The sequence below is a fragment of the Gemmata obscuriglobus genome (assembly GCF_008065095.1).
Taxonomy (GTDB): Bacteria; Planctomycetota; Planctomycetia; order Gemmatales; family Gemmataceae; genus Gemmata; species Gemmata obscuriglobus.
This window is the reverse complement of record NZ_CP042911.1, coordinates 3,787,445-3,808,534: the sequence shown is the minus strand read 5'-3', so window position 1 is coordinate 3,808,534 and position 21,090 is coordinate 3,787,445. Positions and strand designations below refer to the sequence as shown.

At 67.8% G+C, this 21,090-nt stretch carries 18 protein-coding genes; 11 read left to right on the top strand and 7 right to left on the bottom strand.

From position 1 onward, the window contains the following. The first annotated feature begins 1 nt into the window (after nt 1). The gene (locus tag GobsT_RS15855) at nt 2–1,867 is read left to right on the top strand and encodes a hypothetical protein (protein ID WP_109571069.1); all 1,866 of its coding nucleotides are present in this window, start codon (nt 2–4) and stop codon (nt 1,865–1,867) included. A gap of 417 nt (nt 1,868–2,284) precedes the next feature. Here GobsT_RS15855 and GobsT_RS15850 read toward each other — a convergent pair whose 3' ends face one another. After that, a complete protein-coding gene (locus GobsT_RS15850) occupies nt 2,285–3,271 on the bottom strand; it encodes an ATP-grasp domain-containing protein (RefSeq protein WP_109571070.1) in 987 nt (328 codons plus the stop codon). 94 nt (nt 3,272–3,365) lie between these two features. On the opposite strand from GobsT_RS15850, the gene pnuC reads away from it, so the two are divergent. Then, nucleotides 3,366–4,064, top strand: coding sequence for a nicotinamide riboside transporter PnuC (gene pnuC, locus GobsT_RS15845; RefSeq protein ID WP_010044530.1), 699 nt, complete (start codon nt 3,366–3,368; stop codon nt 4,062–4,064). Beyond that, a complete protein-coding gene (locus tag GobsT_RS15840; RefSeq protein ID WP_010044528.1) occupies nt 4,061–5,050 on the top strand; it encodes an AAA family ATPase in 990 nt (329 codons plus the stop codon). Before pnuC ends, GobsT_RS15840 begins: the two co-directional genes overlap by 4 nt. A 232-nt stretch (nt 5,051–5,282) precedes the next feature. On the opposite strand, the gene GobsT_RS15835 is transcribed toward GobsT_RS15840, so the two are convergent. Together GobsT_RS15835 and GobsT_RS15830 are read right to left on the bottom strand one after the other, a co-directional pair. Then, nucleotides 5,283–6,095 carry an LOG family protein gene (locus GobsT_RS15835; protein WP_010044526.1) on the bottom strand — a complete coding sequence of 271 codons (813 nt, stop codon included), beginning with the start codon at nt 6,093–6,095 and terminating at the stop codon, nt 5,283–5,285. Nucleotides 6,096–6,142: 47 nt separating this feature from the next. After that, nucleotides 6,143–6,967 carry a sugar phosphate isomerase/epimerase family protein gene (locus GobsT_RS15830; RefSeq protein WP_010044522.1) on the bottom strand — a complete coding sequence of 275 codons (825 nt, stop codon included), beginning with the start codon at nt 6,965–6,967 and terminating at the stop codon, nt 6,143–6,145. A gap of 171 nt (nt 6,968–7,138) precedes the next feature. On the opposite strand from GobsT_RS15830, the gene GobsT_RS15825 reads away from it, so the two are divergent. Continuing rightward, nucleotides 7,139–7,966 carry a DedA family protein gene (locus tag GobsT_RS15825; protein WP_010044520.1) on the top strand — a complete coding sequence of 276 codons (828 nt, stop codon included), beginning with the start codon at nt 7,139–7,141 and terminating at the stop codon, nt 7,964–7,966. A gap of 57 nt (nt 7,967–8,023) precedes the next feature. Next, nucleotides 8,024–8,590 (top strand): SMI1/KNR4 family protein, encoded by a 567-nt coding sequence (locus GobsT_RS15820; RefSeq protein ID WP_010044517.1) that lies wholly within the window; start codon nt 8,024–8,026, stop codon nt 8,588–8,590. 308 nt (nt 8,591–8,898) lie between these two features. Here GobsT_RS15820 and GobsT_RS15815 read toward each other — a convergent pair whose 3' ends face one another. Further along, nucleotides 8,899–10,293 (bottom strand): DUF1570 domain-containing protein, encoded by a 1,395-nt coding sequence (locus GobsT_RS15815; protein ID WP_010044515.1) that lies wholly within the window; start codon nt 10,291–10,293, stop codon nt 8,899–8,901. An 85-nt stretch (nt 10,294–10,378) separates the two neighbouring features. Here GobsT_RS15815 and GobsT_RS15810 point away from each other — a divergent pair, with 85 nt between their 5' ends. The 3 genes from GobsT_RS15810 (at nt 10,379) to selB (ending at nt 15,748) form a co-directional block, all read left to right on the top strand. Further along, entirely contained in the window at nt 10,379–11,005 is a 627-nt protein-coding gene (locus GobsT_RS15810; RefSeq protein WP_010044513.1) for a UbiX family flavin prenyltransferase, read from the top strand. 122 nt (nt 11,006–11,127) lie between these two features. Beyond that, nucleotides 11,128–13,683 carry a serine/threonine protein kinase gene (locus GobsT_RS15805; RefSeq protein WP_010044511.1) on the top strand — a complete coding sequence of 852 codons (2,556 nt, stop codon included), beginning with the start codon at nt 11,128–11,130 and terminating at the stop codon, nt 13,681–13,683. Nucleotides 13,684–13,828: 145 nt separating this feature from the next. Next, nucleotides 13,829–15,748, top strand: coding sequence for a selenocysteine-specific translation elongation factor (selB, locus tag GobsT_RS15800; protein WP_010044509.1), 1,920 nt, complete (start codon nt 13,829–13,831; stop codon nt 15,746–15,748). Between the two features lie 6 nt (nt 15,749–15,754). Here the strand turns inward: selB and GobsT_RS15795 are convergent, their stop codons facing one another. The 3 genes from GobsT_RS15795 to GobsT_RS15785 form a co-directional block, all read right to left on the bottom strand. Next, nucleotides 15,755–16,342: an RNA polymerase sigma factor gene (locus GobsT_RS15795; protein WP_010044507.1), complete on the bottom strand. Its 588-nt coding sequence runs from the start codon at nt 16,340–16,342 to the stop codon at nt 15,755–15,757. A 184-nt stretch (nt 16,343–16,526) separates the two neighbouring features. Then, the gene (locus GobsT_RS15790) at nt 16,527–16,961 is read right to left on the bottom strand and encodes an RNA recognition motif domain-containing protein (protein WP_010044502.1); all 435 of its coding nucleotides are present in this window, start codon (nt 16,959–16,961) and stop codon (nt 16,527–16,529) included. 453 nt (nt 16,962–17,414) lie between these two features. Further along, on the bottom strand, nt 17,415–18,149 hold the full coding sequence (locus GobsT_RS15785) for an SDR family oxidoreductase (RefSeq protein WP_010044500.1): 735 nt from the start codon (nt 18,147–18,149) through the stop codon (nt 17,415–17,417). Nucleotides 18,150–18,299: 150 nt separating this feature from the next. Here GobsT_RS15785 and prfB point away from each other — a divergent pair. The 3 genes from prfB to GobsT_RS15770 all read left to right on the top strand — a co-directional run bounded on the left by prfB (nt 18,300) and on the right by GobsT_RS15770 (nt 21,062). Next, nucleotides 18,300–19,419, top strand: a protein-coding gene (prfB, locus tag GobsT_RS15780) for a peptide chain release factor 2 (RefSeq protein WP_109571071.1) whose coding sequence is annotated in 2 segments (ribosomal slippage) — nt 18,300–18,368 and nt 18,370–19,419 — 1,119 coding nt in all. Because the reading frame shifts where the segments join, the coding sequence is not laid out codon by codon here. 106 nt (nt 19,420–19,525) lie between these two features. Further along, entirely contained in the window at nt 19,526–19,999 is a 474-nt protein-coding gene (tsaE, locus tag GobsT_RS15775) for a tRNA (adenosine(37)-N6)-threonylcarbamoyltransferase complex ATPase subunit type 1 TsaE (RefSeq protein WP_010051200.1), read from the top strand. Nucleotides 20,000–20,111: 112 nt separating this feature from the next. Beyond that, on the top strand, nt 20,112–21,062 hold the full coding sequence (locus tag GobsT_RS15770) for an HAD family hydrolase (RefSeq protein WP_010051201.1): 951 nt from the start codon (nt 20,112–20,114) through the stop codon (nt 21,060–21,062). Nucleotides 21,063–21,090 lie beyond the last annotated feature (28 nt).

Here is a 21,090-nt window from a genome sequence, read left to right as displayed (position 1 = left end):
CATGAACCGTACCGAACGCGCTCCCGGCGCCCGCCGGCCCCGAGCCGCCCTCATACTGTTTCTCCTCGCCGCGGGTGCCGGTGGTTGCGGCCGCCCCCCGGCCCAGGTGGACGGCCCCGCCGCAACCGAGGGGCCGAAGGTGAACCCGTGGGCCAACGCCGCCCAGCGGCTCAAGAAGGACACCGACCCGACGACCGTCCGCGTGGCCCTCACGGCGCTGGGGTCCGAGCTGAACGCCGAAAACAAGGAGCGGCTGCCGGCGCTGTCGGAGGCCGACCTGGCGAAGCTCACCGAGGTCGTGCCGCTCACCCCGGAAGACCGTGAGGAGGTGCGTGCCGGGGGGTTCACCAGCCACGACAGCGTTTACATCGCGGACTGCCTCTACCTACGGGACGCGGCCCGGTCGCTGGCGCTGGCCGCCCTGCCGCCCGAGGCCCGGGCGGAGGTCGCTCTGGCGTGGGTGTGCCGGCAGGTGTACTTGCAGCCGTGGGCGTGGCACCTCGGGGCCCAACCGCTCAACGGCAACGCCGTCGTCCACACCTTCCGAACAACCTCCGTCGCGCCGACCGCGGTGCTGCGCCGCGGGTCCGGCTCCGGGCTCGAGCGCGCCTACGTGCTGCTCGCCCTGCTCCAGCAGTTGAACCTCGACGCCTGTTTGGTCGGTCGCCCCGGCGCCGGCGCCGCGAACGTGGTGTTCCAGGTCTCCGCGCCCGCCAACGCCCCCGTCCCCAACGTCGCGGGGCTGGCACCGCGCGGCCCGTTCTGGGCGGTCGGGGTCCGAACGGGCGACGACGTGCGGCTGTACGACCCGTGGCGCGGGGCCGCGGTCCCGTTCACCCTGAAACAGTTGCGGGCGAACCCCGACGCCGCAAAAGCCTGGTTCGAGGACCCGGCGAACGCGGGCGGGGCGACGCTCGCCGACGCGAAGGCCGCAACCGTTTACCTCGCCGTGCCCGTCAACTCCCTGGCGCCGCGCATGGCGACCGCCGGCGACCGCCTGCGCACCGACCTGGACGTGAACCTGGCGTTCGACCCCGCCAAGCTGCGGGCCGCGTTCCCGGACCCGAAGCCCGCGTTCTGGAACCCGTCCGACGAGCCGTTCGCTTACGGACGGGTCGCGCGGTCGCTGCTCCCGGCGGACGCCGGCGGTTCCGACCGCGGCGAGACCGGGCAGCGCCTGTACGACGCGTTCCGCCGCGAGCAGCTCCCGTTCGGCGTGTTCCGCGTGCCGAACACGCTGACCGAAGAGGCCGCCCCGGCGCGGAGCCGGCTCTGGGCGATGGCGGCCGGTGCGATCGGGGGCTCGTTCATCGAGCCCCCGAACCCGCGCGAGCGGATCCAGCGCGGGCAGTTCCAGGACGCGGCGAAGGACCTCGTGAACAAGCAAGAGATGTTCTCCAGCGGGCTGGAACGGCTCCGGCTGAACAAGGACGCGGACCAGCAGATCCGCGACTGGGTCGACGCCATGAACGAGCTGTACCCGGAAGCGCGCCGGGCGGAGATCCAAAACAACAAGGAACTCGTAGGCCAGAAGCTCGGCCAGATCGAGGCCCAGTGGAAGCAGCCCGGGGCACAGTACATCGTGGACCGGGCGGCGTCGGAAGTCGGCCTGGCCGAAGCGACCCTTCTGCTGGCGCTGTGCAAGCACGAGATCGCGGAGCGGGCGCAGGTCCGCGTGGAGCGGGCGAGCGGCCCGGAAGCCACCCGGTTGCGCCAGGAGGCTGCGGCCCAGTGGCAAACGGCCCTTTCCGCGTGGCGCACCTACGAGGGGCAGTCGAGCGCCCACGCCGGGTTCCCGGGCCGGGTGGAACACGCCCGCACGCTCTCGGCCCGTGCGGAACAGCTTTTGAACGCCGCGAAGAAGTAATCGCCGACGCGCACCGGCCGCTCGCCCGGTCGGTGCGCGATGGAGGCAAGCAAACGCCTTCCCCTCGCAGAACGGCAACTGGCACATCGGGCATTTCTCTCGCAGCACTCCCAAAAGTTCGCGCCGTCTTGCCCCACGAAACGGGCCAGACGCCCCTGATTCTTGAACAGCAATCGCCCCGACCCGCGCAATCAACCAGGGCGCAAACGCCGTATCTACAATCTGTTGCGACTCGCAATCTTGATGCCATCCGGACCGCATTCGTTCGCCTCAGGGAGCCGCATTCAAGGCCCGGCGCGAGTGCCCCGTGGTAGCGACGCACCAGCGGATTGCCAGTCGGGCGGTAGCGATCGGCCCGCGAGAGGCCAGTCAGCGTCCAGTCGATGCGGTATCGTTCCCGCACCCGGCGCCCCGCAATCAGCACCGCGTTGTCACCCGCCCGTCCGCCCCAAACTGCACACGCCCCGGTTTCCACTTCAGCGGCTCCACATCTCGTCCACTCGCGACCGCGAGCATCACGTCCGCAACGTTGAAGTCCGCGAGCGCCCGCAGCCCGATGTAGGAGGTCGTGAGCCGCGGGTTGATCTCGATGGCAAAATCCCGCGAACCGTCGGATCGGTCACCCAGTACGAGATCGACCCCCACGTACCCCAAAAGTCCCTGCACACACACGACAGCCGCACGAGCCAGGCTGACGGCGCGACCGGCGAGTTCCGGCCGGATCGGCAGTTCACCGCCTTCGTACTTGAACCGCCCGTCGGTGCTCAACCGCTGAACTGCCGGAAGCAGAGGCATCTGAGCACGCGGACCGCACAGAAAGGCCACGCTCGCGGGCGTACCTGCCACAAACTCCTGAAGGATCATCGACCGCCCCCCGTCACGTGCGGCCAGCGCCGACGCCAGTTCAAAGCGGTCCCGGATCAGGAACGTGTCGGTCGAACCGGCCCCGTCGCGCGGCTTCCACACCACCGGGAACGCCTCGCACGGCGTCGGCTCCCGGTCGCTGGTGGCGGGGGTTCGGACCCCGTGAGCACGCCAGTGCTCGGCGAGCGCGAGCTTGTCCGACGTTAGTCCGATGGCAGCGGGTGAACACCCGAGAAGTTGCCCGCTCTGCGGTTCACGCTCGACCGTCTGCGCGTGGCGAAACAGGATCTCATCCGTCTCGGGCGCCACAACTAGCGTCCAGTCCGCAACCGCCCCGCTGCGCAAATCCTCAAAACCGTCCGACCCGACAGGTGCCGCCGCATCCGGAACCGCAAGCACCTCCACACCTTCGACGCGCCCGAAATCCGCCAGCAGCGCGTCCCGCATCGCGCGCCCTTCGAGGTACATGCCGTGTTCCGGCGTGTGCGGTTCGCGCCCGATTCCGAGAGCCGTCATGTACTCGTAAACGAAGACCCGCATTATGATTTCCGCTACGGCTTCTGTTTCCCTCGGGCATACTCTACGAGCGACCCCAGCGGGCGGAGTTGCTCCCGCGAGCCACGAGAACCAACAGATGGGCGAACGGCACGAACCCGCGACGAACCCGCCCACAGAGGTCCGGCCCTCGCACCGCCGCGGCGTGCGTGTCGCCGGGTTGCTGTTTGCGATCACAGCAGTTGGGCTTCTGGTCGGCCGGGCGTTCGGAGCGGTGCCCTTCTCTTGGCTCGAGATCGTGGCGGTGCTGACCGGGGCCGGCTGCGTGCTGTTGGTCGTAGCCCGAAGCATCTGGAACTTCCCGGTCGGCATCGTCAGTTGCGCCGCATACCTGGCGTTCTTTGCGGAAGGGAGGCTGTTCGCAGACGCCGGCCTCCAAATCGTGTTTATCGCGCTGAGCCTTCACGGGTGGATCGCCTGGGCGCGCGGCCGCGAAGTGGAGTTGAGCGTGCGCCGCGTGCCCCTCGGCGAACTGACCGCGCTGGCGGCGCTGTTCCCCGTGGTCTGGTTCGGACTGATGAAGTGGCTCGAAGTCGTTAACGGCGCAGCCCCCACGCTGGACGCGTTCGTCACGACCCTCAGTCTGGCGGCACAGTGGCTCCTGAACCGCCGGTACGTCGAAACGTGGCTCGCATGGATCGTCGTGGATCAGGTGGCCGTGGCGCTGTTCCTCTCACGCGAGATGTACCTGACGGCCGCCCTGTCCGCGCTGCTTCTGCTCATGTGCGTGTCGGGGTTGATCGAATGGCGCCACCGGCTCGCGAAGGACGTGACATGAAGACGCGGGGACTGGTGGTCGGCAAGTTCTACCCGCCGCACCGGGGTCACAAGTTGCTCATCGACACAGCACTGGCCCAGGCGGACGAGGTCCACGTGGTTGTCTGCGCGCGGCCGGGGGAACACCCGCCCGCGGACGTGCGGGCGCGGTGGATTCGGGAGATCCACCCCGGCGCAACGGTCCACCTGATCGACGACCGGTACGACCCCAACGACTCGCGCGTGTGGGCCGCCGTCTGCACCGCCCTGCTCGGCTTCGCGCCCGAGGTGGTCTTCACCTCCGAGAGCTACGGCGAGCCCTTCGCGGCGCACCTCGGCTGCCGCCACGTGCTCGTCGATCGGCAGCGGGCCGCGGTTCCCGTCTCGGGCACCGCGGTGCGGGCGGACCCGTTCGCGAACTGGGACTTTCTCGACCCGCCCGTTCGCGGCTTTTACGCGCGGCGCGTCGTCCTGATCGGCGCCGAATCGACCGGCAAAACGACTCTCGCCGCCGACCTGGCCGCCGCGCTCGGGACGGTCTGGGTTCCGGAGTACGGCCGTGAATACTGGGAACAAAAGGCGGCCCGCGGCGAACCCGATGTGTGGGCGCCGGAGGAGTTCGTGACCATCGCGCGCGGGCAGTGCGAGCGCGAGGACGCCGCCGCGCGGCGGGCGAACCGGGTGCTGGTCTGCGACACCGACGCGTTCGCCACACGGGTGTGGCACCGGCGGTACATGGGCAGTTGGTCCGCCGAGGTGGACGCCGTGGCCCGCGCGCACCGCCGGCCCGACCTGTACCTCCTCACCGACATCAACACGCCGTTCTTCCAAGATGGCACCCGCGACGGCGAACGAATCCGCGACTGGATGCACCAAACCTTCGTGAACGAGCTGACCACCGATAACCGCTCCTTCGTGCGCGTCCTCGGAACACCGGCCGAGCGGCTCGCAACCGCGCTCGACGCGATTAATCGGCTGCGGTCCGGTGCGATCGTTCAGAACGGGTAGTGGGATAGGCGAATGGTCGGGGTTTCGTTTCAGCCCATGCGGGTCTCATGTTTAGGAAAACCAATTTTGACAGGATCGACAGGATTCACCGGATGAAGGCCGATCGACTTGAAATCCTGTTTATCCTGTAAATCCTGTCAAAATCGTCCTGGCGCTTTGAGTGAGCTTTGGTGCCGCACCCCTTGCCTTGGGCCTGCAGTCCCCCGAGCGGAACTCATTCCGCCAGAACTTCTTACTTCCTGCTCCGGAACCACCGGCCGACGCGCTCGCCGAGCCACCACTTCGGCTCGCACTCCGGCCCGTAGGTGAGCCCGAACCGCTTCATCGCCAGATCCGTCACCCCGGACACCACCTCGCCGGGGTCGTCGGACACGATGAGCTGGTCCAGGTCTTCGGAGTTGATGGTCTTTTCGTTCACCATGAGCCGAAGCTGATCGACCAGCGGCTTCCAGTAGTCCACCCCCATCAGCGCCACCGGGAACTGCTCCAGCTTCCCCGTCTGAATCAGGGTCGCGACCTCGAACAGCTCGTCGAGCGTGCCGAAGCCGCCCGGCAGCACGATGAACGCGTAGCTGTACTTCACCAGCATCAGCTTGCGGACGAAGAAGTACTCGAAGTCGATCCACGAATCGACGTAGGGGTTCGGCTTCTGCTCGTGCGGGAGCACGATGTTGCACCCGATCGAGCGGCCCTGCACGTCCTTCGCGCCGCGGTTCGCGGCCTCCATGATCCCCGGCCCGCCGCCGGTCATCACGGTGAACCCGGACTCCGCCAGGTACCGCCCGGCCTGGCGTGCCATCTGGTAGTAGCGGTGCTGCTCGTCGAACCGCGCGGACCCGAAGACGGTCACGCAGGGGCCGACGAAATGGAGCTTCCGGAACCCGTATATGGTCTCGCGAAAGATCTTCACGGCCTGCCAGAACTCGAACCGGCGGCGCTGCGGCCCCTGGAGAAACTTTTTCGCCTCCAGGGCCGTTTCACCGGCCTTGCGCTGCCACTCACCCGAAAGTTTGTGGAGGTCTGTTTCAATCACACGGTCTGCCATCGTGGGCACTCCAGTGGCAGACCGGACACCTGATCCGCCACGGGGTATTATTCGCGCGGGATGCCGGCCTCTTGCAGCAAATCCGCCGTAGCGCGGTACGCCTCCGTTACCCACTCGACGATTTTTTCGGGCTCCGGCGAATACTCCAGCTCGATGCTGATTGCCCCGCTGATGCCCAGCCCGGCGATCTCCTTCAAATACGGCACGAAATCGACCACCCCGCGGCCCGGCGGCAGGTCGCCGTGAACCTTACCGTCGCAATCGCTGATGTGAACGTGGACCGCCTTGCCCTTCAGCGCGCGCAGCTCTTCGGGCCGCGAGCCGGCGAGGTGCAGGTGCGAAACGTCGATGTTCGCCCGCACGGCCGGGTGGCCCACGTCGTCAATGAACCGGACCATGCTGGGCACGTTGTTCAAGAGCGACAGCTTGAACGGCTCCAACTCCAGTGCGATGTCCAGCCCCAGACCGGCGGCGTAGTCGCCGAGCGTTTTGAGGTGCTCGACGCCGGCACGCCACTGCTCCGCGGGCGCGATCACCTGCCGCTCCCAGATGTACTCGCCGAGCACCAGCAGCAGGTTCCGCGCCCCGAGTTCGTAGCACAGGTCCAGGTACGCCTTGCAGCGCGACAGGTGGAACCGCTGGACGCTCGGGTTGAAGTCGATCAGCCCGACCGCGACGCACGCGACGCTGACGACCGGCAGCCCCGCCCGCTCGCACTCCGTGCGGATCAGCTTCCGCTCCCGGGCGTCGGTGTCGAGCGGGTCGGCGAAAATGTCGATGGAGTCGAACCCGATGGCCTTCGTCTGCCGGATGCCGAAGGCGGTGCCCTTCCCCGCCTGCGCCCACGCCGAGTTGATCAGTCCGAGTTTCATAGTGCAGATTAGGTTGGTGGAGGGAGTCCGGCCGGTCGCGCTCCCGGACCGCCACAGAGTAAACACAAAACCGGCAGCCCCAAACACAAAACACTGACCGCGCCGCGCGGCCGGTGGTAACTTGATTCTGATGGCCCGCGCGCACCGGGCGGGTCCCACGGGTAGTCATTGATGCTCGAACACCTCAGCGAGTCCGGTTACCACTACCTCGGCGTGTTCACCGCGCTGATCGCGTCGGCGTCGGTCGTCCCGGTCCCGGAGGAACTGCCCGTCATCACCGCCGGCATTATGGTGGGCCACGGCGACCCGCCGCTGCGGTGGTACATCATGCTCCCGGTGCTGATGGCCGGGGTGGTGATCGGCGACGGCTCGCTGTACGCCGTGGGCCGCATCTGGGGCCGGCGGCTGCTGCAAGTGGGCTGGGTGCAGCGGCGGATCGTGACGCCCGAGAAGCGCGAGCAGATCGAGAAGAACTTCCACGACCGCGGCATCATGATCCTCCTCGGCGCGCGGCTGCTGCCGGGCATCCGCGGGCCGATCTTCGTCATGGCGGGGGTTCTGAAGGTGCCGCTCGGGCGGTTCATGCTGGCGGACGTGATCTACGCGATCCCGCTGGTCAACATCATGTTTTGGCTCTCGTACTTCCTCACCGACCAGGTGCTGTACATCTTCAACAAGATCAACGAGTACAAGCCGCTGGTGGTCGTCGCCATCCTGTCCGGGATCGCCGGGGCGCTGATCCAGAAGTACGTGCTGAGCCGGGGCATCTCGACCGGCGAGGCGCCGCACGTGCCCGGCATCATCGCGAAGCCCGCGGTGGCGGCGGCGCACGCGGTCGAGAAGGTGGTGGACACGGTGACCGGCCGGCACTCCGAGAAGCCGCCCGCCGAAGGGCCGCAACACGACGGCGCCGCCGAACAGGAGTTCGGCATCCGGGCGCAGGAGCCGGCACCGCACCAGTCGGCCGACGGCCGCAAGGGCGAAGACCGCGGCAAATGAGCCCACCGTTCGCGGTTCGCGGCGCGGTAACGGGGGTTCGGCTCCGGAGGCCTCAAGGTGCGAAAGCTGTGGGCACGCATCAAGGCGGCGCTGAGGGCTTCGGCCCCGGATCGGCTCGCCGTCCTCGCTGGCGGAGCAACGCCCGAGGTCATCGCCGATGCCGAGACCCGGTTGGGCGTCACGCTGCCGGTCGACGTACGTGAGTCCTACGCGGTCCACAACGGCAGCGGCGATGCGGACGTTCTGGCGCACCGAACCATGGGCCTGATCGACGTGCCGCTACTCTCGCTCGACGCGGTGGTGCGCGACCGCGAGATGTGGCTCGGATGGTGGGAGGATGGCTCCTTCGATGACCGGCGGGCCGACCCGCGCGGCCCCGTCCGGGCGCAGTGGTGGTGTCGCGGGTGGGTGCCCGTCACGTGGGACGGAGGCGGCGACCACCTGTGCATCGACCTGGACCCGGCCTCCGGCGGCGTGTCGGGTCAGGTGATCTATTTCTGCCATGAGGTCGGGCCGGTAGAGGTCGTGGCCCCGAGCTGGCGGGCGTACCTGGAGGGGTACGCCGCGGATCTGGAGTCGGGGCGGCTGCGATTCGAGGGCGGCGAGTTGGTCGCCCTGGGGTAGCAACGCACCACGAACTCGGCGCTGCCCTGACAAACGGCGTCTGAATTGTGACGCACGGTTTATCCGACGGTGGCGGTACAGGTGAGCTGTTTATTCCAGCTTCAAATGCTGCCGAGGTCCGTTCACCGGCTGGGCACCGACTGGCTGCTCTGTCTTTCGCTGGTTGATCGCTACTACCGAATCGCACGTGCTTTGCCCGGGCGCAAGTTGCTGTTCTGAGCAAGACAGGAGTCCGGAAAATGCTCGATGTGCCGGCCGTGCGGCCGGCAGCACCTCAGCGCGTGGCAAGTGTGTTTCCTGCTGAGGCCCTATTTGGTCAGCGTGCCGTTCGGTTGTAGACGGGCCAGGTAGGTGTGCCAGTCCTTCTCGAACGCGTCCAGATCCTTACCCACGAGCGCCGCAAACGCCTGCTTCGGATCGTCGCCGCTGTTCACGGCCGCGAGGTAGTCGTTGAACGCTTTGGTGCCGATCAGGCGGCGGTCGAAGGTCAGGTAGTGGGCCAGAGCCCAGGACGAGAGATACGCCCGGTCGGAAGCCGCCTTCTGGTCCGCGTGTGACGCCAGGAACGCATCACGGCCGGTCACCAGGATGCTCCCGAGCGGCACGAGCGCACCGCCGTCCTTGCCCTTCAGCCAGTCCTTCGCGCGCTGCAGTCGTTCCTTATCCGGGTGGTCGGCGCGGAGTTCGCCGGCCTCGACCACCGCTGTTTCGAACACCTGGGCGAGCCCCTCGTTGAGCCACCGCGGGAGTTCGCCGGTGCCCTCCCCGGCTTTCACCTGGGCCGGCTTGAGCGGCGGGTACACGAACGTGGACACGTAGGCGTGAAACGCCTCGTGGTACAGGAGGGCGAAGAGCAGCTTCCCGGTCGCGGTGTCGAACTTGTACCCGTTGTTGGCTTCCGCCACGAACACCCGCTTCCGCTCGACCTCGATCGCCCGGAGGTGCCGGCCCAGTTCGTCCCCCCGGTACAGTTTGCGCACGCCGGTTTCGTACCGGTCCAGCCCCGCGAGCTGCTGGGCGTGATGAACGCGCGCCGACTGGAGTTCGTTCCCGAGCGTGGTCAGATCGCTGCCGCACAGCACCCGGTTACGGGTCGCATCGTACACCGCCGGGTTCAGGACTTTCGCCCCACCCAGGATCGCACGGTACTCCTCCGGATCGGTCGCGAGCATGATTTGCGTGGGCCGGGCGGTCTTCACGGTCGGCGGCAGGAACCGCGCGAACGCGGTGTATATCTGTTCGAGCCGCACCGCCGAGCGACGGGTGAACTCCTCGGTCCCGGTGCTCACCAGCGTGAAGTAATCGGAGTCGTACAGCTTCGCGGCCCGGGGCTTCTCGGGCCAGTCCGCGGGGACCAGTTCGAGCGACTCCATCCGCCGCCGCTCCCCTTCCCCGCTCGGGTCGAGTTCCGCGAGCTTCTCCTTCAGGAACGCCCGCTCCTGGTCGGTCATCTTCCGAACCCGGGCGACCTCGGCCTTGCTCAGGAAGCTGGTCAGCGTGACCGTCGGGCGGCCGGGCGGGCGCGACACCGAACGGAACTCGATCCCGTCGGGCAGTTCGTACAGGATCAGCCCTTCCAGCTTCGACCCGTTGGCGAGCGTGACCTCGTCGAACGGCCACTTGGACAGCCCGGCGGCCGGCCCCTCCGGTTGAGCCGCCGCAGAGCCAAGGGCGACGAGAACGACGGTGACGGCGGTGCGCATGACGCCCCCAAACGGTACGGACCCTGTTACCCATTGTGCGTCCGAAACGGTAGGATTGGAAGGGAGTTCGGGACCGGAGGCGTTCATGGCCGCGTCGGACTTGGTTGTAGCGTTCACGGGAGCGAGCGGGTCGCCTTACGGGCTGCGCCTGGTCGAGGTGCTGCTCCGCGCCGGGCGCACGGTTCACCTCACGATCAGCCCGGCCGCGGTCGAGGTGCTGGAAACCGAATCGGGCCGCACCGTCGCCCTGGCCCCGGGCGCGTTCGACCCGGCGGCACTGCTCGGGGCACGCGGGAACGGGTTGGACCTGTCACAGCTCCGGTATCACCACTTCCGCGATTTCCGGGCCGGGATCGCGAGCGGTTCGTTCCTGACCGGCGGGATGGCGATCTGCCCGTGCAGTTTGGGAACGCTGGCCGCGGTCGCGCACGGGGTGTCGGAGAACGTGATCCACCGCGCCGCCGACGTTCACCTGAAAGAGCGCCGCAAGCTGGTGCTGGTGCCCCGCGAAACGCCCCTCGGGCTGATCGCGCTGCGCAACATGGTCACGGTCACCGAGGCCGGGGCCGTCGTGCTGCCCGCGATGCCCGCGTTCTACACGCGACCGGAGCGAATCGAAGACATGGTGGATTTTGTCGTGGGCCGGGTCTGCGACCAACTCGGCGTGGCGCACGGGTTGGTCCGCCGGTGGGGAGAAACGGGGGGCGAATAGTTCGCATTTCGCTTTACTCGCGTTTCCCCTCGCACGATACGTGTTTGTGTTCTATGTTGGATCGCCGCGCCCGCTGGTAGGGTGTCAAGTCGCCCGTTCCTTGCTCTGGAACCGACCGGCCTATGGCAGCCATCGCCCCGATCTCTGTTGCCGATCTGCTGGCACTGATCCGCAAGAGCGGCATTCTGTCTCCGGCTCGGGTCGCAGAGCTGCCGGCCCACGATGCGCTCCCGGCCGACCCGCAGTCCGCCGCCGCGGCGCTGATCCAGCGCGGCTTCCTCACCAAATTTCAGTCCTCCCAACTGCTCGCCGGGCGCCACAAAGGGTTCCGGATCGGGCCGTATGTCATCCTGGACCTGCTCGGGCGCGGCGGGATGGGCGCCGTGTACCTCGCAGACCGTCACGAGCTGCGGCGCAAGGCGGCGATCAAGATCCTGGCGCCGGTCAAGGGCGAGGGCGCGCAACTGTCGGTCGAGCGGTTCCTGCGCGAGGGCCGGGCGGCCGGCGCGCTGGACCACCCGAACATCGTCCGCGTGTTCGACGTGCTGAACTACCAGAACACCTACTGTCTGGTGATGGAGCACGTGGACGGCGAGACGCTTCAGCAGTACGTGGACCGCGAGGGCGCGATGCCGGTCGCGCTGGCGGCCGAGTGCGTCGCCCAGGCCGCGGCCGGGCTCCAGCACGCGCACGAGCGCGGGTTCATCCACCGCGACATCAAGCCCGGCAACCTGATTCGCAACCGCGAGGGCGTGGTGAAGGTGCTGGACATGGGGCTGGCCCGGTCCGGCGACGAACAGGACAAACTCACCGAGCTGCTCGACCGCGGGGCGGTGGTCGGGACCGCCGATTTCATCGCTCCCGAACAGGCCATCAACAGCCCGCACACCGACGGCCGCGCCGACATTTACAGCCTGGGCGCGACGCTCTACACGCTCCTGGCCGGCCGGCCGCCGTTCGACGGCAACACCACCCAGAAGCTGATGCAGCACCAGCTCCGCGCCGCCGCCCCGCTCGCCAGCATCCGCCCCGACCTGCCGCCGCAACTGACGGCGGTGGTGGCTCGGATGCTGGCCAAGAAACCGTCCGACCGATACCAGAGCGGTGTGGAAGTCGTTGCGGCGCTCGCGCCGTGGACCGAGAACAGCGAGCGGGTCGCCGCGGCACTGGCGCACACCAACCAGGGGAAGAGCGCCCCCGTTCTCGCGCGCGTGAGCCCCAGCAGCGCGGTGCTGGGGGCCGCGGCGTCCGGCGATCCGGCTTCGTCACACATCGTCGACGACCCCTCCGGGGCGACCGCGGGAACGGTCGAGCTGAGTGCCGGCGACACGATGCGCGACAGCCCCGCGCCCGCGCGGGCTCCGGGCAAATGGGAGCCGCGGCGGCGCCGGCGGCTGGTGGTTGCGGCGCTCGCGGCGGGTCTTCTCGTGGCCGCAGGCGTCGCGGTGTGGCTGGGAACCGGTGGGGAGAAACCGTCGGACCGAGCCACCCGTTCGCCGGCGCCCGCGCATGAGGTTGCCCCGAACGTTCAGCCGGCCCCGCAGCAATTGGCGACGCCTCCGAAGACGTCCCCGGCTCCAAAAACGACACCTTCGGTCGCCGGTACGGAGCACCTTCGCGCCGCGCTCGCCCCCGCGGACCTCAAGCCCTTCGTGGAGCGCGTCGGGCTGAAGGTCGATCCGGCGGACGCGAACAAGAAAGCGCCGTTCCTCGTCACACGGTCGGGCGACGGGACGCTGCCACCGGACTGGTCCGCGCGGTGCTGGAACAAGGACTCCGAGATGGAGCTGTTCACCACGGTCCACGACGCGCGGCCGGCGGTCGGGTTGCGGACCGCCAGCGGCCCGGGGTCGGCGATGCTCTTCAGCGCGCGGCTCGACGCGCCCTCGGCAGTTGTGCGGTTGAAGGTCGAGTACGCGGCCCCGGTGCGCGACAAGGCGGTAACGATCAAATTCAAACCCGACGACGCGCGTCCGGCGTGGGAGGTGGTCCGGCCGGCCGTCGGCACCGGGTGGCGGACGGAGGAGCGGTTAATCGACCTGCGCGGCGCGAGCGGCGGGCTGCTCGAGTTCCACAACAGTGACCCCGCCGGAACGCTCTACCTCGGGAACATCACGGTTGTGGAACCGAACCCGGCCGAAACCGGTCGCGAGTGGGTCAACTGGTCGGCCGATCTCCTGCCCGGCTTCGACATGACGAAGCGCGGGCACACCACCACCGCAGGCACGGACCCGGATCTCAAGTTGAAGGGCGTCACCTTGGGTGCGTGGAAGCCCGACACGGTGAGCACGTGGCGCGGCGGCACCATCGCGGGCGCTCGCACCATCGGGTTCACCAACTTGAACGAACCGGTTTCGGCCCAGATCGCCTTCCGGCTCGAAGAGAAGGACGAGATGGGTTTGGCGTTCGCGAGGGGCGAGCACCTGCGGCTCGAGGTCACCTACCGCACCACCGGAACCGGGCACGGGGCCGCATACTTCCAGAACCTCGACGACCGCAAATGGATCGGTCGCACGCTCCTCCCGAACTCGAACGGGAGCTGGAAAACGGTCGAAGTGGTGGTGACGCGCGGGACCAGCCCGTTGCGGTGTCAGGTGGACGCGCTCGCGGTCGGCGCCGAGAACCGCCTCCACATCCGTTCGGTTAAGCTCACCGGGTTCGGAACGCCCAACAACTGAAACCGGTCAGCGCGTTCGCAACGGTGCCGGGCGGGACACTTCACCGGCGTCGTTCGTTCCGACCACGCCAGCAACTCTCGCGGCTCGTCCGCACCGCGTGCGCGGTAGAATACTCGTCCTCCCCGGCCGACGGACGAACACGACCATGCGCGACCTGATCCTGGGCACAGCCGGACACATCGACCACGGCAAGACGTCACTGGTCAAAGCGCTCACCGGCATCGATTGCGACCGGCTCCCGGAAGAAAAGGCCCGCGGCATCACCATCGACATCGGGTTCGCGCACCTGGAACTCGGCGCCGTCCGGCTCGGCATCGTCGACGTGCCCGGTCACGAGCGGTTCGTCAAAAACATGCTCGCGGGTGCCACCGGCATCGATCTCGCGCTGCTGGTCGTGGCCGCGGACGACTCGGTCATGCCGCAAACCCGCGAGCACCTCGAAATCCTCAAACTGCTCCGGGTGCGATACGGGCTGATCGCGCTCACCAAGGCGGACCTCGTGGACGAAACCACGCGCGAGGTCGTCGGGCTGGAACTACGCGAGCTGGTTCAGGGTTCGTTCCTCGAACACGCGCCGATTGTCCACACCTCCGCCCACACCGGCCTCGGCATTGCGGAACTGCGCGCGGCGCTGGCGGGGTTGTGCGCCACGGTTCAACAGCGCACCGGGGCCGAATGGGTGCGGCTGCCGATCGACCGCGCGTTCGTTGTTCAAGGGCACGGCACGGTCGTCACCGGTTCCATCGTGTCGGGTTCGGTAGCAACCGGCGACGAACTGGAGTGGCACAAGGGGGACGGCACCTCGGAACGGGTGCGGGTGCGCGGGCTGAACAACCACGGCCGCCCGGTGGAGGCGGTGCGGCGCGGGCAGCGCGCCGCCGTGAACCTCGCGGGCGTGCCGCACGAGGCGGTGCGGCGCGGGCAGGAACTCGCCCGCCCCGGCTACCTCGCCGCGAGCAAGGTCGTGACCGTGCGGCTCACGGTTCCGGCCGACGGACCGCACGCGATCAAGCACCGGCTCCCGGTGCGGCTGCACGTCGGCACGGCGGAAGTGATGGCGACGGTCTCGCTCCTCGACTGCGACACTGTTCCCCCCGGTCAGTGGGGGCTCGCCCAACTTTTCCTCGAAGACCCGGTGACCGTCGTGTGGGGCCAACCGTTCGTCGTGCGCGACTCGTCGGCCGAGCGCACGCTCGGCGGCGGTCAGGTGCTTCAGCCGAGTGCCGCCAAGGTGCGGCGGCGGCACACCGAGGCCATCGAGCAGATCGAGCGCTTGTGGTCGGACGCCCCCGAAACGCGAGCCCTCGCGACGGCGTGGTTCGCCGAGTTCCACGGGCTCACCCCGGACGACCTCGTGCGTGCCGCGGGCGCGGAGCCCGAGCACGTGGAACTTCTGGTAAGCGGGCTGATCAGCGCGGGGAAGCTGACCCCGATCACGCTCGCGGCCAACCACACCCTTCTGGTCCACCCGGACCGCATCGCGGAACTGGAAACGCGCATCCTCGGTACGCTCGCCGTGCTGCACGCCGATCACCCGCTGGTCACCAACCACGACCGGCAGAAGGTGCTCGCCCGGCTCGACTACGTCGGCGACGAGCAACTGCTCCAGGCGGTCACAGACCGCCTGATCCGCGCGAAAAAGGTCGTCGGAGACGCGCGGCGGATCGCCCGGGCCGACTTCAAGCCGAAGCTGAGCGCGAACCAGCGGAAGCTGAAAGACAAGATCGTGGACGCGCACGCGGCGAGCGGGTTCACGCCGCCGGAGCCGAAGGAGTTCGCGAACCAGGCCGGCGGCAACGCGGCGGCCCTCGGTGACATCTTCGAGGTCGCGTGCGCCGAGGGGTTCCTCGTGCGCATCACTTCCGAGTTCTACCTCTCCGCAGAAGCGGAGGCCGAGATGCGCCGGCGGGTGACGGAACGTTTGACGGGCGGCCCCGGTGCTACGGTGGCCGAGATCCGGGACCTCCTCGGCACCACCCGAAAGTACGCGGTGCCGGTGTGCGAGTACCTCGACCGCATCGGCTTAACCAGGCGGGCCGGAGACCTGCGGGTGCTCGTGCGGTAGCCGCGGTCACGGGCCGTCGTCGCCCACCAGCTTGCGAAGGTGCTCGCAGGCGCGCCGCCAGCGGCGCCGAACGGTCCGCTCGTCGACTCCGAACAGTTCCGCGATCTGCGCCTGTTTCCAGCCGTGATAAAAAATTAGCCCGACAACCTCGCGTTCCTCGGAGGGGAGTTCGTCGACCGCCTGATGGAACCGAACCCAGAAATCCAAATCAGCCGGCACCTCGACCGCCGGTTCGTGCCGCGATCCGGTCACGCCCGCGAATTCGAACGACACACACGGCTTGCTCTTGCACCGCCGGGCCAGGTCGAGCAGTTCGCGGCGAATGTGCACCGCCGCGAGGTTGAAGTAATCGCGCGTCGTTGCCGGGCGCATCGTGCGGAGCGAGCGCAGGAGCCGAACCATGCTGTTCTGAAGCACATCCCCAACGTCCGCAGAGGGGCGGACATTCGGAAACGCCCGAAACATCCGACGGACCAAGCGTTCGAGCCGCTCTTTCGTGGAGTTGAGCAGTTCGTCAGCCGCCTCACGTTCGCCGTTGCGCCAGCGCTGAAGGCAATCGTTCAGGTGTGCCGTGTCGAACGTGGAGGTGGGCATGTCAGGTTCCCATCGGATCGGGGCGTGAAAAAATGCTAACCGGCCGACCGGCGAGACGCCAGCACCCACATCCCACATTTGTCCACGCGGGTGCCTCAGCGTCAGGGGCAAAAGCGCAGCGCCTCTAAACCAAGTCGGGTCGCGGCGGAACCGCCACGACCCGATCCGAACAGTTCAGATGTGGTTAGTAGCGGTCGCCACGACCGCCGCCGCCGCCGTACCCACCGCCGCCGCCACCGTATCCGCCACCACCACCGCGACGGCCACCGCCGCCACCGCCGTACCCACCGCCACCGCCGTACCCACCACCACCGCCCCCGCCGTACCCACCGCCGCCGCCGCCGTACCCGCCGCCGCCACCGCGGGGACGTTCTTCGCGGGGCTTGGCCTCGTTAACCGTGAGCCGCCGACCCTGGTATTCCGCGTTGTTCAGAGCGGCAATCGCCTCGTCCGCCCCGCTGGACATCTCAACGAACCCGAACCCACGGCTGCGGCCGGTCTCACGATCGGAGACCACCTGAGCCTTGGTGACCGTGCCGTAGTTGCCGAACAGTTGCTCGAGATCCGCCTGCGTTGTCGTGAACGGCAGGTTGCCGACGTACAGATTCTTGCTCGCCATGTCATTCCCCCCCGACCGGGCTTCTTCACCGACCCGGCCGGGCACTCAACTGGACCGAGAGCGGCATCGCTCCCGGGAAGACGCGGAGAAACAGATCCACCGCCCGCACCAGCAGCCCGCCGCGAATGTGTAAGGTTGGATCGCAATGGGACTGTCGAGAGCGAAGGTGGCGTAGTGGAACGGGCCAACTCGACGAGCTTGGGAGCGTGCGCAAGGCAGTGATGAGCTGTCGCCAGGCTTCAAAGCCGATCCGCCGAAGGACCAGACCGCATACGCGAAGACCGGTTCCAAATCTTCCTCGCCGCCGGGGTCCGCCCCCTGCGGCTGATTTGACTATACATGCCCTCAAAAGAAAAAATAGGCTGAAAATCGAAATTCCCTTCCGCGCACAGTGGCCATCCGCCCGCTCCCCACCTACGCGACGCGCAAAGGCTCGCCCCCGGCCCTTCGACGTTACCAGTACATCTGCACCGTCGGCTTGATAACCAGTTCGGGGATCGACACGCGGGGCGGCAGCCCGGCGACGAACAGCACCGCCTCGGCCACGTCCTCGGGCTTCAGGATGACCGACCGCTGCTCCTCGGTGACCGGCCGGGGGCGGGCGGCCAGGATCGGCGTGTCGATCTCGCCCGGGTACACGTTGCTCACCCGCACGCCGCTGTCCTTCTCCTCGTTCGAAAGCACGAGGCCGAGCCCGCCCATCCCGAACTTCGCGGCGACGTAGGCCGCCCCGCCGAGCGGGTTCGCGCGCTTCCCGGCCACGCTCACCACGTTCACGATCACGCCGTCCTTGCGCTCGAGCATCTGCGGGAGAACGGCCTTGGTGCAGTAGAAGGCGCCGTCCAGGTTCGTGCGGATCATCATGTCCCACGACTCGGGTGTGAGTTCGCGGAGCGTGCGGTCTTTGATGTTGGTGCCGGCGTTGTTGACCAGCACGTCGACCCGGCCGAACGTCGTGGTCGCCAGCGCGATCAGCGCCGCGCACTGGTCCGGTTTGGTGACATCGGTCGGCGCCGTGACGAGGGCGGCGCCGGCGTTAAGCTCTTGAGCGACGGCAGTGAGTTTCGCCGCGTCGCGGCCGGCGATCACCACCTTGGCGCCTTCGCTCAGGAACAGCGCGGCCGTCGCCTTGCCGACCCCCGACCCGCCGCCCGTGACCACCGCGACCTTGTTTGCGAGCTTGCTCATGTGACGACTCGTTTGGAACCAAGCGCCCGTGGCTTCAGCCCCCCTCGGCGCCCCGGCTGGCCTTCTGGCGCTGAACCCCGTTCGCTATGCTACTGTCTAACTCGACGTGCGGCCGTTGCACCGCACGCAATACGGAAGGACGATCCCGCGATGAACCCGGACCTGCGCCGCCGGACCGACGAACTCTGCACCCGGCTCACCCAAGTGCGAGACTCTCTTTGACATCGCTGGCAAAACAGCGGTGCGGGACCAGCTCGAGGCCAAGCAGGCCGAGGGCGACTTCTGGAACAACCCCGAGAAGGCCAAAAGCGTCATCGGCCAGTTGAAGGTGTGTAACGCGCTGCTCAAGCCCTACGAAGAGCTGACGGCCGCAGCGAACGACATCAAGGCGATGGCCGAGCTGGCCGAGGAGGACGCCGCGTTCGAGTCCGAGCTGGAGCCCGCGCTCCAGAAGGCCGAAACGCAGTACGAGGCGTTCGAGCTTCAGATCATGATGGGCGGGAAGCACGACTCGCGGTCCGCGATCGTGACGATCAAGCCCGGTGCCGGCGGCACCGACGCGTGCGACTTCGCCGAGATGCTGTTCCGCGCGTACGGGCGGTGGGCGCAGCGGCACGGGTTTTCGGTCGAGGACGAGGACATCGAGCCGAACCAGGAGGCCGGCGTCGCGAGCGTGTCGTTCAAGATCGTCGGCCCCTACGCCTACGGCTACATGCAGTCGGAAATCGGCGTCCACCGGCTCGTTCGCATCAGCCCGTTCGGCGGCGGCGACACGCGCCAGACCTCGTTCGCGGCGATCGACGTGCTCCCCGAACTGCCCGACGACATCGAGATCGTCATCAAGGACACCGACTACGAGGTGCAGACCTTCAGCACCGGCGGGCCGGGCGGTCAGCACGTGAACAAGACGCAGTCGGGCGTGCGCCTCATCCACAAATCGGGCATCCGGGCCGAGTGCCGGATGGGCCGGAGCCAGCACAAGAACAAGGCCGAGGCGTTGAAGATGCTTCAGACCCGGCTCGAAGCCGTCGAAGAGCAGAAGCGGATGGGCGACGCGGTGAAGAGCTACGACGCCAAGGGCGAAATCGCGTTCGGCTCCCAGATCCGCAGCTACGTGCTTCAGCCGTACACGCTGGTCCGCGACGAGCGCGACGGTATCGACGTGAAGACGCCCGCCGTCAACGATGTGCTCGACGGCAACTTCGACCAGTTCATGCACGCCTACTTGCGACACAAGGCGGCCAAAAGCAACAAAGTGAAAGCGAAGTGATCGGCTCCGCTGATCCGCAGATGGTGCCGGCGGTCGCGGGCTCGAACCGAATTTCGAGCCCGCGACCGCCGGCACCGTTCCGCCCCCGTCGGCTGGCCCAACTCCCATGCCTCACACCCACAACATTGCCGACCTCGCGGCGACCGAAGCCTTCGGCCGGAAGCTCGGCACCCTCCTCTTCCCGGGCGCCGTGGTGGCCCTGGTGGGTCAGATGGGGGCCGGCAAGACCCACCTCACGCGGGCGATCGCCGAAGGGTTGTCGGTCAAGAACCCGGCCGCGGTGAACAGCCCCACGTTCGTGCTGATCCAGGAATACCCGGCCCGGTTGCCGATTTACCACTTCGACACGTACCGCCTGTCGGGGCCGACCGAGTTTGCCGAACTCGGGGCGGACGAGTACCTCCGTGGCGACGGCGTGTGCGTCATCGAGTGGGCCGACAAGGTCGAGACCGCACTGCCGCGCGAGCACCTCCGTGTCACCATCGAAATCGTGAGCGCGGACCGACGCCGGTTTCACCTCGCGGCCTCCGGCGAGCGGCACACGGCACTGTTGAACGAATTTGCGGAGCCGCCCGAGTAACGAACTCGCGGCGGCGCGGTTTGGCAACTTGCTTCCGCCGGCGCGGGCTGCTACGTTACGAACTTGACGCGCAACTCAACGACGGACCGCAACTTGCCGCCGGGGCCGGGTCATGCCGCTCACACTCGAGCAGTACGTCGAGAAGATCCACGACCGTCCGGACCTGCCGTGGCCCCCGGCGCCCAAGGTCGACGCGCCCAAGGCCAAGCCGTCTCTCACAGCGATGCCCGTCAAGTGCGTGTTCTGGACCGTGTACGGGACGCTCGTTTCCGTCCCCACGGGCGACATCCAGTTCGAGCACGAAAAGGACTTCATCACCGCAGCGGCGCTCGAGAAGGTGATCAAAGAGTTCAAAATGTGGAACTCGATGAGCCGCAAGCCCGGGGCGCCCTCGGAGTACATGCGGGAGCTGTTCAACAAGGCGTTCAGCACCCTCCGGCTCACCGGCGGGGGGGGCGAGAAGTTCCCCGAGGTTCAAACCGAACGGATCTGGGACGACATCGTCAAAAAGTTGCAGCAGAAAGAGTACACGTTCGACGCGATGCAATACGGAACGCTCGCGGAATACGTCAAGAAGATCGCGTACTTCTACCACGCCAGCATTCAAGGGGCCGGCGCGTACCCGGGCGCGGCCGACGCGCTCACGCAACTCGCCGCCCGCGGGGTCGCCCAGGGGTTACTCGCGGACGGGCAGTGCTTCACCGCCGCGCAACTCGAGCGCTGCGTGCGGCAGCAGAACCCCGACTTCGAGTTGCGCGCCGTCATCCCGGCCGCGATGCAGATCGTTTCAAGCGACCGGAAAGCCCGCAAGCCGTCGGACACGCTGTTCAAGGCGGCGGCCGAGCTGGCGGCGGGCCGCGGGTTCGTTCCCGCCCAGGTTCTGCACGTCGGATCGAACCTGGAGCGTGACATCGGCCCGGCGAAGCGGCACGGCTTCCGCACGGCCCTGTTCGCCGGCGACAAGGCCAGCCTCACCGCGACCGGGGAACAGCTCAAAGACCCGGCCCTCCGCCCCGACGCGCTCGTGACCGAACTGCCGCAGGTGCTCGAACTCGTTGAATGAACCGCTGGTCGCCCACGACCGACCCAAC

Coding starts and splice junctions, on each gene's coding strand:
- GobsT_RS15835 (WP_010044526.1), bottom strand. CDS start 6,095: ATGGCAGACCGTGTGATTGAAACAGACCTCCACAAACTTTCGGGTGAG.
- GobsT_RS15810 (WP_010044513.1), top strand. CDS start 10,379: ATGGCCGCGTCGGACTTGGTTGTAGCGTTCACGGGAGCGAGCGGGTCG.
- GobsT_RS15770 (WP_010051201.1), top strand. CDS start 20,112: ATGCCGCTCACACTCGAGCAGTACGTCGAGAAGATCCACGACCGTCCG.
- GobsT_RS15850 (WP_109571070.1), bottom strand. CDS start 3,271: ATGCGGGTCTTCGTTTACGAGTACATGACGGCTCTCGGAATCGGGCGC.
- pnuC (WP_010044530.1), top strand. CDS start 3,366: ATGGGCGAACGGCACGAACCCGCGACGAACCCGCCCACAGAGGTCCGG.
- selB (WP_010044509.1), top strand. CDS start 13,829: ATGCGCGACCTGATCCTGGGCACAGCCGGACACATCGACCACGGCAAG.
- GobsT_RS15825 (WP_010044520.1), top strand. CDS start 7,139: ATGCTCGAACACCTCAGCGAGTCCGGTTACCACTACCTCGGCGTGTTC.
- tsaE (WP_010051200.1), top strand. CDS start 19,526: ATGCCTCACACCCACAACATTGCCGACCTCGCGGCGACCGAAGCCTTC.
- GobsT_RS15785 (WP_010044500.1), bottom strand. CDS start 18,149: ATGAGCAAGCTCGCAAACAAGGTCGCGGTGGTCACGGGCGGCGGGTCG.
- GobsT_RS15855 (WP_109571069.1), top strand. CDS start 2: ATGAACCGTACCGAACGCGCTCCCGGCGCCCGCCGGCCCCGAGCCGCC.
- GobsT_RS15830 (WP_010044522.1), bottom strand. CDS start 6,967: ATGAAACTCGGACTGATCAACTCGGCGTGGGCGCAGGCGGGGAAGGGC.
- GobsT_RS15815 (WP_010044515.1), bottom strand. CDS start 10,293: ATGCGCACCGCCGTCACCGTCGTTCTCGTCGCCCTTGGCTCTGCGGCG.
- GobsT_RS15795 (WP_010044507.1), bottom strand. CDS start 16,342: ATGCCCACCTCCACGTTCGACACGGCACACCTGAACGATTGCCTTCAG.
- GobsT_RS15840 (WP_010044528.1), top strand. CDS start 4,061: ATGAAGACGCGGGGACTGGTGGTCGGCAAGTTCTACCCGCCGCACCGG.
- GobsT_RS15790 (WP_010044502.1), bottom strand. CDS start 16,961: ATGGCGAGCAAGAATCTGTACGTCGGCAACCTGCCGTTCACGACAACG.
- GobsT_RS15805 (WP_010044511.1), top strand. CDS start 11,128: ATGGCAGCCATCGCCCCGATCTCTGTTGCCGATCTGCTGGCACTGATC.